Origin of the sequence: Brevibacillus sp. DP1.3A (assembly GCF_013284245.2) — a bacterium.
GTDB lineage: Bacteria > Bacillota > Bacilli > Brevibacillales > Brevibacillaceae > Brevibacillus.
On the sequence record NZ_CP085876.1, the window covers coordinates 4214860 to 4229799 of the forward strand.

Below are 14940 nucleotides of genomic sequence, written 5' to 3' on the forward strand. Positions count from 1 at the left end.
ATTATAACTAAATATAATTATGGAGGTCTTTTTTTATGAAGAAGCACTGGTTAGCCCTATTGACGGCATTTTGCTTGATGCTCACTGCTTGCTCGACAACGCAAACAGCACCACAAGCGAGTGAGCCAGCTAAAACCGAAACAGCAAAGGTAGAACTGATGATTTCTGCTGCTGCTAGCTTGACGGATGCCTTGAATGAGTTGAAAACCCAATATGAAACGGAACACCCAGGAACGACCCTCACCTTTAACTTCGGAGGTTCGGGCAAACTCGCCACACAAATTACGCAAGGCGCTCCGTCTGATGTATTTTTGTCGGCTAGTAAAAAAGACATGGACGGCCTAGAGGAACAGCAACTGATCGCCAAAGACACACGTCAAGACTTCACGAAAAACTCGCTTGTTCTCATTGCAGGTAACACAAGTGCTGTCGCAATCACTTCTTTTGAAGAGCTGAGCAACACAGCGATCAAGCATATTGCCGTCGGTGAGCCTGAGACAGTCCCTGCTGGACGATATGCGAAAGAAACTTTGGATACGCTGAAAATGTGGGATTCTCTTTCGGCACAAATGGTATTTGGCAGCGATGTTCGCCAAGTTTTGACCTTCGTAGAATCCGGTAACGCGGAAGTCGGTATTGTCTACTCCAGTGATGCCGCAGCTTCGAAAAATGTAAAGGTATTGGCGACAGCCAAGCCTGAATGGCACAAGCCTATCGTTTATCCAGGTGCTGTTGTCAGCGCATCGAAGAACCCAGATGCAGCAAAAGCTTTTCTTGCCTACTTGACAAGCGACAAAGGAAAAGCGATCTTACAGAAGTACGGGTTTCAATAAATAAACCAATCGAATCGAATTGGAGGTGGCAAGCGTGATCGAAACCAATCTTACTCCTTTGATGCTATCCCTTAAAGTAGCTGCGCTCTCCACCTCCTTTGTATTTGTCCTTGGGATGATTTCTGCAAGGTGGATGACACAAAAGGATTTTTGGGGGAAGAATGTGCTGGAGTCCTTCTTTTTGCTTCCGCTTGTTCTCCCTCCCACTGTTGTTGGCTTCGGCTTGTTGATGCTTTTCGGAAAAAACGGCTTTCTCGGCCAGCTTCTGCATGAATGGTTCAATATCACCGTCGTCTTTACGTTAACAGGAGCCGTTATTGCCTCGATTGTCGTTTCCTTTCCGTTGATGTATCAGAGTGCAGTCGCTGCCTTTACAGGAGTTGATCGTCGTTTGGAGAATGCGGCACGCACGATGGGCGCTTCCGAATGGCGATTATTCTGGACCGTTACCTTTCCATTGGCTTGGCCTGGCCTGTTGGCTGGGTTTGTTCTTTCTTTTGCCCGTGGTTTAGGGGAGTTTGGCGCTACGCTAATGCTCGCAGGGTACATCCCTGGGAAAACCGATACGATTCCCGTCGCCATTTATTTTGCTGTTGAGGCTGGTCAAATGGATAAGGCATTGTTTTGGGTCATCATTATTGTTTCCTTGGGTATGGGTACGACTCTCTGGCTGAATTGGTGGAGTCGTCGTAACGTGCGCAGGTACGCCAATCAAAAGTAAGGCAGGTGATTGGTAAATGCTCTTTGTCCACATACAGAAGCGTTTGCCTGATTTTATTTTGGATGTGTCCTTTTCGGTACAGAAGGAAATTGTCGTGCTGTTCGGACCATCCGGCTCTGGCAAAACAACGATATTGAACAGTATTGCAGGTCTGGTTCATCCTGATACCGGCGTGATCCAATTAGACGAGAACGTTTTTTATCGCGAAGGACAGAAGCCGCTTCCCGTACAAAAACGCAACATCGGGTATTTATTTCAAGATTATGCACTGTTCCCTCACATGACGGTCGACCAAAATGTTCGATACGGCTTAAAAAAGGGACATGAGCTCAATTTAGCCCCATTGTTGTCCACAGTGGGCATCGATCATCTGCTGCAAAAATATCCTCACCAGTTATCCGGAGGACAAAAACAACGGGTGGCACTCGTACGTGCACTTGCTACTGAACCAGACATTCTGCTCCTTGATGAGCCTTTATCTGCGCTGGATGCGGATACGCGTAAACAATGCCAGGATGAGTTACTTCGCCTTCACGCCATGTGGAACATCCCGTTTCTGCTGGTCACCCATGATCGTGAAGAAGCCGAGAAGCTCGCAGATGTCATTTTCCTGATTGATAACGGCACAATCAAAGAACGGAAACATGAAAAAAGCCATTCAGCAACGTCCATTTCCCGATAATGGGATGGCATTGCTGGATGGCTTTTTACTATCGAGCTGTGATTGGTTCAATTTTCACATCGTTTTGCTTTGCCCACTTATGTACTTCGACAAGGAATTGCAGTACGTCATGGCTCTCGTGATGGACACAAAGGGTATCGGCCGCCAAGTCAATGTGCTCGCCATTGACCGTCATTACTCTTTGTTTTAAAACGAGCTGACGTGTCTGCTCCATGCGCTCTTCCTTGCTGATCAGCACGCTTCCTTCCAACTCACGCGGGGCCAGTCGACCATTCGGCAAATAAGCCCGCTCTGCAAATACTTCCTCTGCCACCTGAAGCCCGTGTTCCAAGCCTGCCTCCACAAGCTTGCTGCCAGACAGTGCATAGAGGATCAGTTCTTCATCAATATCCGCAATGGCTTGGACAACCGCTTCGGCGAGCTCTGGACGTTCAGCCGCTTCGTTATACAGCGCACCATGCAATTTCACATGGTGCAGCTCCCCGCCGAGTGCTTTTGTAGTCCCAGCCAAGGCTGCAATTTGATACAGCACTAGCTCATACACTTCATTAACAGACAAGTTCATCGAGCGACGTCCGAAGCCTTGAATATCTGCATAACCGGGATGTGCCCCGATTTTCACATCATGCTTGAGTGCAGCTTCGATTGTTCTGCAAATAATATGGGGATCCCCTGCATGCAATCCGCAAGCAATATTAACGGAGGTGATCCATTTCATAATCCCCAAATCCTCTGATTGTCGACCTCTGCTGAAGCCCTCTGCCATATCGCAGTTAATATCCAGATGAATCATGTATGCTCACCCTTCTTTCACTAATCTATCTTTTGAAAACGCATTCATGCGCGTGGCTTCTCGTTTTCTTCCACTTTAGCATACCATGTACGCCAGTTTAACAAAAGCAAAAAAGCTGCCGAAAAATGGCAGCTTATGAACAACTTATGTCGAACCAACGGTTGCTTGGCTGCTTTCTTCTGTCTGCAAGGTCTCTGCTAGTGCCATTACCTGGTTCTTCTCTTGTTTATAATCGTATTCCTTTGCCTTATCCGGTCTGGCATTGTTGTACTCTACCGGGATCTCATGGCGATGGGAACGTTCAATTTTCGTTACAAAGTGTAGCTTTTCCATAATGCGAATCGTTTCATCCAACAAATTGGCATCCACATACATCGAAACGTAATTTAAGCGTTTGGAGATGTAATGAATGGTGCCAAATTTGCGTAAATTTTTGGCGGCACGCGTGTTTTTCACCCACACGGCGACCCCCAGACGTCGCTCTCTCATGTTTTGCCGTCGGTCTCCTTCCCAATCGTGGTATACTTACTGGTGAAAGCTTATTATAGAAAGGAATCGTGGTCTATGCTGGCTACGTTTTATCATCAATTCGAGGAAGCGCTTCACCGCGAAAAAATAGTGACCCATAGCAGTTGGCGTACATATGCAGGCCAGCTTTTTTTCTATGTATGCAGTACGCTCCCTGCTCCTATGCTGACAAAGCAGCTCATGGAAACAGGAGAGCGCCTGACCACTGATACCAAATTAAAGCCAGAATGCATTTACGTGCGTTCTGATGACGCGCAGCATGTGTATCGCTTCCGCTTTCGCGTACCTGACGAAAAGCAATTTTGCTGTGGCAATCTTTGTGAAGACTGCTTTCTGCTGCGCCAAAATGAATCGGGAACAGCGTAAATTACGATGGCTTTTTCACACTGCAGCCGCAGCTTCCGCCTGTCCCGCAGCCACTACCCTGCGCCTCTAAGAATGGATTGTTGCTCGGCACCTTGATCGTATCCGATACGGAATGAGCAATGGTTCTACTCACCTGATATAAGAGCTCATCCAGAGCATCCTCTGCTCTCTTGAATGCCTGTACGGAATCCCTCAGTTCAATGCTGCGCTTCAGTTCCCGTACTTCTTTGGATATATGATTGTAATCCGGGTGATACTTCCCGAACCGTTGCACATCTTCGTACTGTTCCTTCTTAGCCTCGAACACGACGAGCAGACGTTGCACTTCCTCATCTGCTTCCATTTGGCGTTTGGCCTCTAGATACCCCGAGACCTCGCGCGATTGGTTAATCATCGTGGACAGCTCATGAGACTCCATGATCAACTGTGACATATCCACAGCTTCCAATGTTTCCATAAAGCGAGACCTCCTTTCGCCGTAAAGCTTGAAAACTTTACGTCATTCCTGATTGTATCATGATGCACACCCTTAGTACAGATATTCAGGCACTACAATGCGCACTCGCTCAATGTTGTCGAGACGGTAATAATGTTTACCGCTCTGTCCGGCAATCGAAACCATCCAATACCCCATTTCCAGGCGTACTTCTGTCGGTAGCCCTCGCAGCTTTTCTTTTCCGCTTTGCTGGATCTCGACTTCCAGCTTCAGTTCTATTGCACGCTTAAACAAATCTCGCATGGACTGTGGATGATACGATTGGAAATGCTTCGTCCACATTTTGGGTAGTGCTGCGATTTGCTCATTTTGCTCAGGTAACGTGTTTTCTATAGCATAACCGTCCCAAGGCCGTTCGATGAGAAGCAAGCCCTTATTCCCGGCTTGACTGTTTTGGTGCAGTTGGAGCTCTTTGCTTGCACTAGCAACATGTGACAGCACTTGCGGCTCATAACCGAAGTGACGAAGTAAACGGATCAGTTCTTTTTCCTGCGAGTACGGAATCAAAAACGCAGTCGGCGATATCACTTGGGTAAGAAATGGGCGAAAGTCAGGAATTTCGCGCCATTCCTCCAGAAATCCAGCATGTGCTGTCCGAACGAGGAAGTACGGCTCCATTTGAATCTGCCTTGCTGTTCTGGCCCATTGGCTCACAACCTCAATCAAGCTCTCAGGCAACGGATGAACACAGGAGGCACGAAGTTTTTCGATGACTTGCTCCTCCGTCCCTCCTTGAGACAAATACGTTTGCAACAGCCTTGCTTGTAATTCACCCCGAATCAATTGCCCATCAAATTGGAGCTGGCAAAACCGGCTGATCTCCCATACATCCAGCAACGGGACAAGCGGAGGAATTGTAATGGCACCTGTGGGGTCCACAAACCAGCCTTCCTCTGACGATAATCGCGGCAAGCTGCTCCAACGCCAATAAATCCCACGTTCCTCGTCCATCCCGAGCTGAATCCATCCTAAGCCTAACAGCAAATGCATCCATTGCTCCACAATGCGCTCCTCTGCATTATCGGGCAAAAGGAATCCTGCTTCTTTTAGCATGCGCAATTGCTCATGGATGGAACACCACTGCTCGACAGGAACCTGTCTCATCAATTGAATGAAAAATTCCCACCAGTCACCATGCGGCAAAAATTGTTCCATCACGAGTTGGTACATCTCTTCCCAACGTACGAGCGGCCGTTGATGCAGCCATTGCTTCGTTCGATTGAGATCGAGTACGAGTTCTCGCTCTTCCCTATGCACCAAGCCTAGTCTGAGCGCGATATCAAGGACAACGGTCAAGGATAAGCCCTCTCTTTGTTCCTGATCGAGCGGTGGAATCACGATTCCTTTTACATGCTCGTCTGTAAACGAGAGCAGCGGCAGCATTTTTTGCGACATCCTGCGATGAATGCTTCCTTTTTGCGTAATGGGAATTTGGTTGTCTCGAATAAACAGCAGAAGCCCAAAAAGATCCAGCTGTATCCCTCTGCCTGCTGATATATAATAAGGGAGCGTTTTTGAAAGAGAAACAAAAGCCTGAGAGGCTTCCGGCAGCATTTGATTCGTCAATTGCTCTCGAACCTCTTGTGGCATCAAATAGCCGATCTCACTCCACATTTTCCGTACAGTCAAGATCAGTCCAAGCCGTCGTAATTTCGTCAAGCCGACTGACAGATGTCTGTGCTCTTTTGCCGTTTCACGTTCCCAGGTTCGTTTGCTAAAAAAGCCTCTCGTCGCTTTGGTTACGAAAAGCCGGATAACGGCTAGTTCCAGCTCATCTGCCTCTTCCCATACTTGCCCAATAAAAACGGGGTCCAATAATCTAGCTGTTAAATCTTGCTCTTCGGCAATCTGATATCGTTTGGTCTGTTCATGTAGAATCGCTTGTCGCGTTGATTCGGACAGGTATTCCAGCGAATCCTTCACACGCACGCCTGTCACCTCAGTCTATATGATGTTCGATTCATTACTTTTACCTATTGGAGGGATCTTGATGTTGCATGTATTTCCTAGCTTACTCTTAACAGCAACCTTAGCTGTAACAGGTACACAAGTCTTGTCACCTCAACATCCTACCGTATCTGAGCCTGTGGCGAAAGAGGCTGTACAAGCAGATGCTGCTTACGAGGCCGTTGCTGCTCCCTATCCGCCGGCTGTGCAGGAAGCTTTGAAGAAAGTTCGAAAAAATGGCGGTCACACTATTGTTCGTGCCAATGGAAAATCCTATGTAGTCGTGGGTGCAGGACAGCGCCCTACAGGAGGATATCGTTTAGTGGCGGACCAAGTCAAGCGGACAGGCCCTCATGCCTTTGCCGTACACGTTCGGGTACAATCACCAGCTCCAGGTTCGATGAAAACGCAAGTCATCAGCTATCCGACTCTGGTGATTGCCCTGCCAGACCAGCAAGCAAAAGTCAGTGTGCATATGCGCTAGTCTATCCATGAAAAAAGCCGACAGTTCGAAAGCCACAAGGCGTATCGAAGTCGGCTTTTTTCCTTTTCCCAACAGTTACCCTTACTTATCAGGGCTTTACCTCAATGGAAAAGCTCTCTGCAACACCATACGACTCGTGGTTATTATGGGCCAATTCTACCTTGACCTCATGTTTCCCAGCCGGGATATCCTTCATGACATAGCTAGGCTCAAATACTTTGGCGATCTTTTTGCCGTCGAGGTACAGATGAACATGGCCTTCTCCGTGCTTGTTTTCTTTCCCCATGTTTTCGAGGGAAAAAGAGAAGTTCGTAACGGCCAATTTGAGCTGCAAATCATCTTTCTCAAGGGTATGCTTCACAGCGAGTGTCGGCGCTGCATGATGAGCGTGCGACTCGTCTGCTACCACTTCGGTTTGCGCTTGTTGGTTCGCGTACACAAACCATTCCACACCAGCCGCAATGGCAATCAATAGAAACAAGCGGAAAAGAAATCGTTTGGTTTTCACCGGAGCTGCTCCCTTCCAAAATGAGTCTTACCCCAGTGTGCCCGACTCCTGATTGGTTCATTCATCCATTTTTGCCTCATAATCTAACCAGCTATCCATACATACTCAGCTTTCCAATAGGTAAGAGTAACCTCAAGATGCTTTGGGGAGGTCAGTGACTGCGTATGAATGCATGGAATGAAACTCTTTCTATTTTTGCATTAGGAGGAGTATATGAAATCGGCAAAAACATGTACGGGATTCAATGCGGGGATGAAATTGTCCTCATCGATTGTGGCTCGAAGTTCCCGGATGAGAGTTATTTAGGAATTGATCTGATCATACCGGACATTAGTTATCTGCTGGAAAATCAGGAAAAAGTCCGAGCCTTGATTGTCACGCATGGGCATGAGGATCACATCGGGGGCATTCCCTATTTTTTAAGACAATTAAACGTCCCTGTTTACGGTACCCGCTTAACGTTAGGACTTATCGAATTGAAGCTGAAGGAGCATAATTTGCTTCATCAGACCACCCTCATCTCCATCGATCGTCACTCTACTATTTCATTAGGTTCGCTCACGATTAGCTTTTTTCAAACGAACCATAGCATTCCTGATTGCTTGGGTGTCGTGTTTGAGACAAAAGCAGGCTCTATAGTGCATACGGGCGATTTTAAATTTGATTTAACGCCGGTGCATAAGCAATCCCCCGATTTGCACAGAATGGCTGAAATCGGGCAGAAAGGTGTATTGGCCTTGTTGTCGGAGAGTACCAATGCGGAGCGCCCAGGCTTTACTCCATCAGAAAGGAACGTGGGCGATCGTCTGTTAGAAGCATTCAGTAAGGCACAGCAGAAAATATTTGTCTCGACGTTCGCTTCCAATGTATACCGCCTGCAACAAGTCATTGATGCCGTAGAAGCGACGAATCGAAAGCTAGCTTTGCTGGGACGAAGTATGGTCAATGTGGTCAAAATCGCATCGGAACAAGGCTATTTGCATATCCCAGAAGACATGCTGGTGGAAGTAGAAGAAGTGAGCGAGCTCGATCCAGCCCGCGTCGCTGTTCTATGTACGGGAAGCCAAGGCGAACCGATGGCAGCCTTATCCCGGTTGTCGACCTCCGGGTATCGGCACGTTAAAGTAGAACGCGGCGATACCGTCATCCTCTCTTCTTCCCCCATTCCAGGGAACGAACGGAATGTAGCGCGCATCGTCGACAACTTGTTTATTATGGGTGCCAACGTTATATATGGCTCTGGGACTGGCTTGCATGTGTCCGGCCACGGCTTCCAAGAAGAATTGAAGCTCATGCTCACTCTCATGAGGCCACAATATTTTATCCCCATTCACGGTGAGTATCGGATGCTCCATCAGCATCGTCTGTTGGCTGAATCCGTCGGCGTTGATTTCGAGTCCACTTTCATTGTAAATAACGGAGATGTCGTGGATATTCAGGATGGTGTGGCTGTGCAGGAAAGAAAAATCCCTGCCGGAAATACCTTGGTGGATGGTTTAGGAATCGGTGATGTAGGGAATGGAATATTACGGGATCGCAAACATCTTTCGGAAGATGGCATTCTCGTGATCGTTGTGACGCGCAGTAAAACCGACGGCAAGATTTTGTCGGGTCCTGACCTTATTTCTCGCGGATTCATTCATGCCCCGGAATCAGAGGGTCTGTTGGAAGAAGCGACTCGCCTTGCATCCGAGGTGATCACCAATTTACAGGAAGCGAATGTGAGTCAGTGGAACCGCTTGAAGCAAGGAATGCGGGAATCGATTGGGAAATTCGTATATGCCAAAACAAAGCGCAGACCCATGATCCTGCCGATTATTATGGATGTATGAGGAAAAGCCTTCTTTCTGGAGGGCTTTTCTAGCATGATATTTTCAATCTTGGGGTGATTTGAAATGGGGAAAATGGTTAGACTTTTTACGTGCCTTCTTGCCATCTTTTTTATTTTCTTTGCTTCGGTTCCAGTGTCTGAAGGGGCAGAACTCAAAGCAAATGTCATTAGAGATTCAATGATTTATGGAGGATCAGAGGAAACCAATTTTTTTATTTATGCCCTATTCCTTAATCAAGGTGAAGCAACCGCTACAAATTTTAAATACTCAGGCCTCTCATTTACAGACAGAAACGGAAGGGTTCACTTCTACCCCGAAACTAGCCATACTGTTATCAATTCGTCGTTGAAGCTAGAGCCGGGACAGTTTGTAGAAGCAAAATTTGAACTCCCCTATGATTTTATCGATTCTAGGTTTAAGAACTTGAAAGACATCAAAAAAATTAGTATAGACTTTATCCACGATAACGCTGCTCCTTATAAAGACGACTCAGCAGTGCTTGTGACCGTAAATAATAAAAAGCTTGTGCAACAAACCTTTGTTGAAAATGATGTCACTTATGTTTCCCTTCGCGAGTTAGCCGGCATTATTGGTGCTTCTATCCAGTGGAATGATCCTACCCAAACGGCAACGCTCATCCTGAGAGACAACTTCATGGAATACGATAGAAAAATAGTCATACCGGTTGGCAGTGATCGCTTTATTGATGAAGGTCGCGAAACTACTGTGTCGGGAAAAGCGAAGCTGTACAATAACACCACCCTGGTTGTACCTTTACGAGATATTGTAGAAATGCTGGATTACTATGTTGTTTTTGAACATAAAGGGGGTCAGAAAACCATCATCGTCGTTCCGAATAATCTTTACAGATGAGTTGGGAAAAGCCTTCTTTCCTGGAGGCTTTTCTAACATGATATTTTCAATCTTGGGGTGATTTGAAATGGGGAAAATGGTTAGACTTTTTACGTGCCTTCTTGCCATCTTTTTTATTTTCTTTGCTTCGGTTCCAGTGTCCTATGCATCATTGGAGAAGAATCCTTTGCAGTTTGAATTAACCGAATTAAAATTCATAACAAGTTCTGATGGAAGTCACTATGCACAGGGTTATATGAGATGGGGAAATGTCAGTCCCTATGAAATCCATGACCTTAAAGGAAGCGTTGATTTGGTCAATGGTAAAGGGCAAAAAATCGGCACTACACCTAAATACATTGACAGTTATCATTTGGAAGCAGGAGATAACGATTTAGGTCTTTTCGATATTGAAAACTTTGATCTGGCTCCTTTCGTTACCCATCCCTCACAGATTGAGGGTGCTTATCTAAAGCCAACATATACGTTTACATTAGGGAAAAAAGCAGAATTCAAACCAAACGTCATTTTTGGAAAACAATATCATGGAATGGACCAGGAAAAATTTTACTTCAGGACCTTTTTACTTAATCAGGGAGAGGCAACCGCTACTAATTTTACATACTCTGGGGTCTCCATTACGGACAAAAAAGGACTCGTTCATTTCTACTCCGAAACGACCCACCCAGTTGTCAATTCGTCATTACGTTTAGAGCCGGGGCAATATGTGTACGCATCATTTGATATACCACTTGATTTTATCAATTCTAACGTTGGAAAGTTTGAAGAAATTGATGATGTCAGTATAACTTATACGCACGAGAACTCTGCACCTTATATAGACAACGCTGCGCTGAGTGTGACAGTAAATAATAACAAGCTATTACAACAAACCTTTGTTGAAAATGATGTCATTTATGTTTCACTTCGCGAGTTAGCCGATATTCTTGGTGCTACTATTCAATGGGACGACTCTACGCAGACCGCAACACTCATTGAAGAGGACACCTGGCAAGGGGAAAATAAGATAATCATCCCAGTTGGAAGTAATCGATTTGTCCATAATGGGTACCCAACCACTGCATCTGCAAAAGCAAAGCTGCATAATAACACCGTTCTGGTCGTACCTCTACGAGATGTAGTGGAAATGATGTATGGTTATGTTGATTTTGAACATAAATGGGGACGAAGATCCATCATAGTTGTTCCGTACATCCCTGATATGTAGCAACACAATTATCTTCTCCCAACATGATATTTTCAACCTTGGGGTGATTTGGAATGGTGAAAATGGTGAGACTTTTTACGTGCCTTGCTTTGACCTTTATTATTTTCTTTGCTTCGGTTCCAGTTTCCTTGGCATCTTTGGAGAAGAATCCTTTACTGTTTGAATTTACGGAAGTAAAATTTGTAACCAAGCCGGATGGAAGTCACTATGCACAAGGATACTTGAATTGGGGAAATCTCAGTCCTTATGAAATTATTGAACTTAAGGGAAGCATTGATTTGCTCAATAAGCAGGGGCAAAAAATCAGTACGAAACCTAAGTACATTGAACGTTATAATCTCGAAGCGGGTACTAGTGGTTATGACTTTTTCGAAATGGTAGACTTTGATCTTGTTCCTTCCGTTACAAATCCCACACAAATCGAGGGTGCTTATCTAAAACCAACGTATACATTTACATTAGGAAAAAAAGCCGAACTCAGACCTGAGATCGTACCCGGAGCAATAACATTTGGGCCGTCCGGGGACAATCTCTCCATCAAGACCATTTTAATTAATCGCGGAGAGGCAACAGCCTCAAATTTTAAATACTTGGGAATATCATTAGCTGATGAGAATGGCATGGTTCACTTTTATTCCGAGACCAATCACGCTGTTATCAATTCATCACTGCGGTTAGAACCGGGACAATTCGCCCGCGTATCCTTTCAAATACCAATGAATTTTATCAATTCTAGGTTTAATAGCTTTCAAGATATATTCACGATAAAGTTTTCTTTTACGCATGAGAACTCAGCACCTTATAAAGATACAGCCCTGAGTGTGACAGTTAATAATAAAAAGCTTAATGATCTAATCTTGGTTGAAAATGATGTCACATATGTGCCGCTTCGCGACTTGGCGGATGCTCTTGGTGCTACTCTTCAATGGGACGATTCAACTCAGTGCGCAACAATCACTCAAGAGACCTACCCGGGAAGCGCAATTTGGATTACCATTCCAGCAGGAAGTAATCGATTCATAATCAATAATTACCCAGTTACTACATCGGCAAAAGCCAAGCTGCACAATAATACCATTCTTATGGTCCCGTTACGAGAAGTTGCAGAAATGTTAAACTGCGAGGTTAATTTTGATCATAAATGGGGGCAGAAATCCATTATAGTGATCCCACACGATTACAGCGAAGAATGACCAAATGACCACTGGAAAAAAGAGAGCCCACCGGCTCTCTTTTTTCCTCTCAAAATATCTTCTTCGCATCCCGCTCTTCCTTCAAAATCTCTACAGCCTCGCGAAAACGCATAGAGTGAACGACTTCCCGCTCTCGCAAAAACTTCAAGCTGTCCTGCAAATCAACATCATCCGTCATGTCAATCAGCCATTGATACGTCGCGCGGGCTTTTTCTTCAGCAGCGATATCCTCATACAAATCCGCGATTGGATCGCCCTTGGCAGCGATATAGGATGCCGTCCACGGCACACCACTGGCATTGTTGTAAAAGAGCGCCCGATCATGATTGGCGTAATGGTCACCCAGTCCCGCTTCCTTCAACTCTTCGACAGTCGCGTCTTTGGTCAGCTTATACACCATCGTGGCAATCATTTCGAGATGCGCAAACTCTTCGGTAGCGATATCCGTTAATAACCCTACGACTTTATTCGGGATCGTATACCGCTGGTTCATATAGCGCAGAGCGGCTGCCAGCTCTCCATCCGCCCCTCCATATTGCTCAATTAAATACTTCGCCATTCTTACATCGCACTTACTGACACGAACCGGATACTGCAGTTTTTTCTCATAAATCCACATCGGTTTCGTTATCCCTCTCTTCTAAACTTGCCAAGGCCATGGATCATCATTCCACTGCCACGGATACCCTGAATAGCTGCGACCAAGATTTTGCAAAGGCCCGTACAATTTCTCATATTCGTTCGCCAAAACCCAGCGCTGCTCCGTTAAATCATTAAACTGGTGAAGCGCATTCTGATCGGTGGGATGCGTATCTAAATAAAGGCTGAGCTCTACCAGTACAAAGTCGATCGCTTGCAGCTGTTCAAGCAATGCGTAATATTGTTCATCGCCAAATCTATTTTCAGCTGTCATGAGTGCTCCCTCCCCAAATGACTCAGTCTGGGATCATAGGGGCTAAAAAGTGCCGGCCATAACGTACCTAATTTCAACGCTTCCATCGGGCTGTATTGTGGTAAGTTCTCCGGCTGAAACGTCATGAACAGCTGAGGGGGCACCTGGTACGTCTTCACCCGAATCGGCGGACAAGGATCATAAGGACCTACATACGGATAGTAGTCACGTGTTTGCGAATGCAATGCCAATATCCTCCTCCAACTTACATTTTCTATTCCTTCATGACTACACTATGCAGCCCACCCAGTAGGCGTGATTGATCCCCCAAAACGAAGAAACCGCTCTCCTCTGTAAAAGGAAAGCGGTTAACACTACGATTCCACCTGTCCAGTCCATTTCGCCATGCCACCGTCCAGATTCGCAACATCTTTGTAGCCATTTTCTAACAGAAGGTTTCCGCTCTCCACTCCCATCCTTCCGGTATGACAGACGAAGACGACTTTCTTGTCTGTGGGGATGCTCCTGTATTTCTCATTAATCTCTGCAAAAGGAATATTAATGGCATTGGGGACTCTTCCCTCTTCAAACAATTCAGGCTCGCGCAAATCCACAATCACCATATCTTTTTCACCCGTCATCCATTGCGCCAACTGTTCTGAATCTATGATTTGCAATGATTGTTTGGTATTCCAAAATACGAACGCTACCATAGCGAGCACGACCACCAGAGCACTCGTTATCCATATCTTTTTCATCCGTTCCACCTTTTCGTATTTTATTTTGTCGCAGCCCTACCAAAATGCCATGAAGTCTGAAATACCGAGTAGGACAAACACGATACCAGCCAATTTTTGCGTTACCGCCCCCCATTTCCTTGTGTTCTTCATGAGAGAAGGGCTATCACTTGCAACGGCAAGCAGTAGTAAAACGATGAGTAGCGGCAGCGCCGTGCCAAGTGCAAATACAGTCGGAATGATCGGGCCGAACGAGCTCGTGAACATCAAAGGCATCGTCAGTCCAAAATAGAGCCAGAACATCGTCGGACAAAACCCGAGGGAAAAGGCAACGCCAAGCCAAAAGGATTGTTTCTTTCCCTCAAATCGCTCCGAAAAACGCTTGATTTTTTCCTCAATTGATTGCGTATGTAGAAATGGCAGTCGAATCCATCCGATTAAGAACAATCCAATCAAAATAAACATCGGTGCTAGTAATTTTCTCGCCCACTGAAACAATGGAATCGCTTGTGTAGAGAGTTGTTCGCCAAACGCAAATACGATTGCTCCCAAAGCGGAATACACGACTGCTTTGCCAAGGATGAACGTCCATACATGACTACGAAAGCCACCTTTGACGACGACATTCTTCCCGAACACTGTAAATGCAGCCACATTCCCTGATAACTGGCACGGTGCAAACGCCCCAACGATCCCGAGCAACAACGCTCCAATCAACGGTGCTTGTTCACCCATTCCGTAATACAAATCGGAAAAGGGCTTGCTGATCCATGCTCCATATTGATACAAGTACGAATACCAATCCATGCTTCTCCTCCGAGTGGGGCTTCCATTTCTTTTCTTTTATT

At 45.8% G+C, this 14940-nt stretch carries 19 protein-coding genes; 9 read left to right on the forward strand and 10 right to left on the reverse strand.

All coding sequences use genetic code 11. The features are described 5' to 3' along the window. Nucleotides 1-35 precede the first annotated feature (35 nt). Genes modA through HP399_RS19235 form a run of 3 tightly spaced genes read left to right on the forward strand, consistent with a single transcriptional unit; the run spans nucleotide 36 to nucleotide 2236 of the window. On the forward strand, nucleotides 36-833 hold the full coding sequence (gene modA, locus HP399_RS19225; RefSeq protein WP_173620243.1) for a molybdate ABC transporter substrate-binding protein: 798 nt from the start codon (nucleotides 36-38) through the stop codon (nucleotides 831-833). Between the two features lie 34 nt (nucleotides 834-867). Continuing rightward, the gene (modB, locus tag HP399_RS19230) at nucleotides 868-1554 is read left to right on the forward strand and encodes a molybdate ABC transporter permease subunit (RefSeq protein WP_173620244.1); all 687 of its coding nucleotides are present in this window, start codon (nucleotides 868-870) and stop codon (nucleotides 1552-1554) included. A gap of 16 nt (nucleotides 1555-1570) precedes the next feature. Beyond that, complete coding sequence (locus HP399_RS19235; RefSeq protein WP_173620245.1) at nucleotides 1571-2236, forward strand: ABC transporter ATP-binding protein; 666 nt, start codon at nucleotides 1571-1573, stop codon at nucleotides 2234-2236. A 28-nt stretch (nucleotides 2237-2264) separates the two neighbouring features. On the opposite strand, the gene HP399_RS19240 is transcribed toward HP399_RS19235, so the two are convergent. Continuing rightward, a complete protein-coding gene (locus tag HP399_RS19240; RefSeq protein WP_017247960.1) occupies nucleotides 2265-3029 on the reverse strand; it encodes a LamB/YcsF family protein in 765 nt (254 codons plus the stop codon). A 144-nt stretch (nucleotides 3030-3173) separates the two neighbouring features. Then, nucleotides 3174-3518, reverse strand: a complete 345-nt coding sequence (locus tag HP399_RS19245; protein ID WP_007725782.1) for a YlbG family protein — start codon at nucleotides 3516-3518, stop codon at nucleotides 3174-3176. 75 nt (nucleotides 3519-3593) lie between these two features. Between HP399_RS19245 and HP399_RS19250 the strand changes: the two genes are divergently transcribed. After that, complete coding sequence (locus tag HP399_RS19250) at nucleotides 3594-3923, forward strand: hypothetical protein (RefSeq protein ID WP_069844593.1); 330 nt, start codon at nucleotides 3594-3596, stop codon at nucleotides 3921-3923. 1 nt (nucleotide 3924) lies between these two features. Here HP399_RS19250 and HP399_RS19255 read toward each other — a convergent pair whose 3' ends face one another. After that, nucleotides 3925-4380, reverse strand: a complete 456-nt coding sequence (locus tag HP399_RS19255) for a YlbF/YmcA family competence regulator (RefSeq protein ID WP_173620246.1) — start codon at nucleotides 4378-4380, stop codon at nucleotides 3925-3927. 72 nt (nucleotides 4381-4452) lie between these two features. Beyond that, nucleotides 4453-6348, reverse strand: coding sequence for a hypothetical protein (locus HP399_RS19260; protein WP_173620247.1), 1896 nt, complete (start codon nucleotides 6346-6348; stop codon nucleotides 4453-4455). Between the two features lie 61 nt (nucleotides 6349-6409). On the opposite strand from HP399_RS19260, the gene HP399_RS19265 reads away from it, so the two are divergent. Further along, nucleotides 6410-6850 carry a protease complex subunit PrcB family protein gene (locus HP399_RS19265; RefSeq protein WP_173620248.1) on the forward strand — a complete coding sequence of 147 codons (441 nt, stop codon included), beginning with the start codon at nucleotides 6410-6412 and terminating at the stop codon, nucleotides 6848-6850. Nucleotides 6851-6938: 88 nt separating this feature from the next. Here the strand turns inward: HP399_RS19265 and HP399_RS19270 are convergent, their stop codons facing one another. Then, nucleotides 6939-7358 carry a thioredoxin domain-containing protein gene (locus tag HP399_RS19270; RefSeq protein ID WP_173620249.1) on the reverse strand — a complete coding sequence of 140 codons (420 nt, stop codon included), beginning with the start codon at nucleotides 7356-7358 and terminating at the stop codon, nucleotides 6939-6941. A 164-nt stretch (nucleotides 7359-7522) separates the two neighbouring features. On the opposite strand from HP399_RS19270, the gene HP399_RS19275 reads away from it, so the two are divergent. The 4 genes from HP399_RS19275 to HP399_RS19290 all read left to right on the forward strand — a co-directional run bounded on the left by HP399_RS19275 (nucleotide 7523) and on the right by HP399_RS19290 (nucleotide 12463). Continuing rightward, complete coding sequence (locus tag HP399_RS19275; protein WP_173620250.1) at nucleotides 7523-9190, forward strand: ribonuclease J; 1668 nt, start codon at nucleotides 7523-7525, stop codon at nucleotides 9188-9190. 63 nt (nucleotides 9191-9253) lie between these two features. Beyond that, nucleotides 9254-10063, forward strand: coding sequence for a copper amine oxidase N-terminal domain-containing protein (locus HP399_RS19280; protein WP_173620251.1), 810 nt, complete (start codon nucleotides 9254-9256; stop codon nucleotides 10061-10063). A gap of 67 nt (nucleotides 10064-10130) precedes the next feature. Then, the gene (locus tag HP399_RS19285; RefSeq protein WP_173620252.1) at nucleotides 10131-11270 is read left to right on the forward strand and encodes a copper amine oxidase N-terminal domain-containing protein; all 1140 of its coding nucleotides are present in this window, start codon (nucleotides 10131-10133) and stop codon (nucleotides 11268-11270) included. A gap of 53 nt (nucleotides 11271-11323) precedes the next feature. Then, nucleotides 11324-12463 carry a copper amine oxidase N-terminal domain-containing protein gene (locus tag HP399_RS19290; RefSeq protein ID WP_173620253.1) on the forward strand — a complete coding sequence of 380 codons (1140 nt, stop codon included), beginning with the start codon at nucleotides 11324-11326 and terminating at the stop codon, nucleotides 12461-12463. Nucleotides 12464-12512: 49 nt separating this feature from the next. Here the strand turns inward: HP399_RS19290 and HP399_RS19295 are convergent, their stop codons facing one another. The 5 genes from HP399_RS19295 to HP399_RS19315 all read right to left on the reverse strand — a co-directional run bounded on the left by HP399_RS19295 (nucleotide 12513) and on the right by HP399_RS19315 (nucleotide 14899). Next, entirely contained in the window at nucleotides 12513-13082 is a 570-nt protein-coding gene (locus HP399_RS19295; protein ID WP_173620254.1) for a manganese catalase family protein, read from the reverse strand. 21 nt (nucleotides 13083-13103) lie between these two features. Next, entirely contained in the window at nucleotides 13104-13376 is a 273-nt protein-coding gene (locus HP399_RS19300; RefSeq protein WP_137029509.1) for a spore coat protein CotJB, read from the reverse strand. Next, nucleotides 13373-13600 carry a spore coat associated protein CotJA gene (locus tag HP399_RS19305; RefSeq protein WP_007725805.1) on the reverse strand — a complete coding sequence of 76 codons (228 nt, stop codon included), beginning with the start codon at nucleotides 13598-13600 and terminating at the stop codon, nucleotides 13373-13375. Before HP399_RS19305 ends, HP399_RS19300 begins: the two co-directional genes overlap by 4 nt. Before the next feature lie 129 nt (nucleotides 13601-13729). Further along, on the reverse strand, nucleotides 13730-14113 hold the full coding sequence (locus HP399_RS19310; protein ID WP_173620255.1) for a rhodanese-like domain-containing protein: 384 nt from the start codon (nucleotides 14111-14113) through the stop codon (nucleotides 13730-13732). A gap of 36 nt (nucleotides 14114-14149) precedes the next feature. After that, on the reverse strand, nucleotides 14150-14899 hold the full coding sequence (locus HP399_RS19315) for a cytochrome c biogenesis CcdA family protein (protein ID WP_173620256.1): 750 nt from the start codon (nucleotides 14897-14899) through the stop codon (nucleotides 14150-14152). Between the last annotated feature and the right edge of the window lie 41 nt (nucleotides 14900-14940).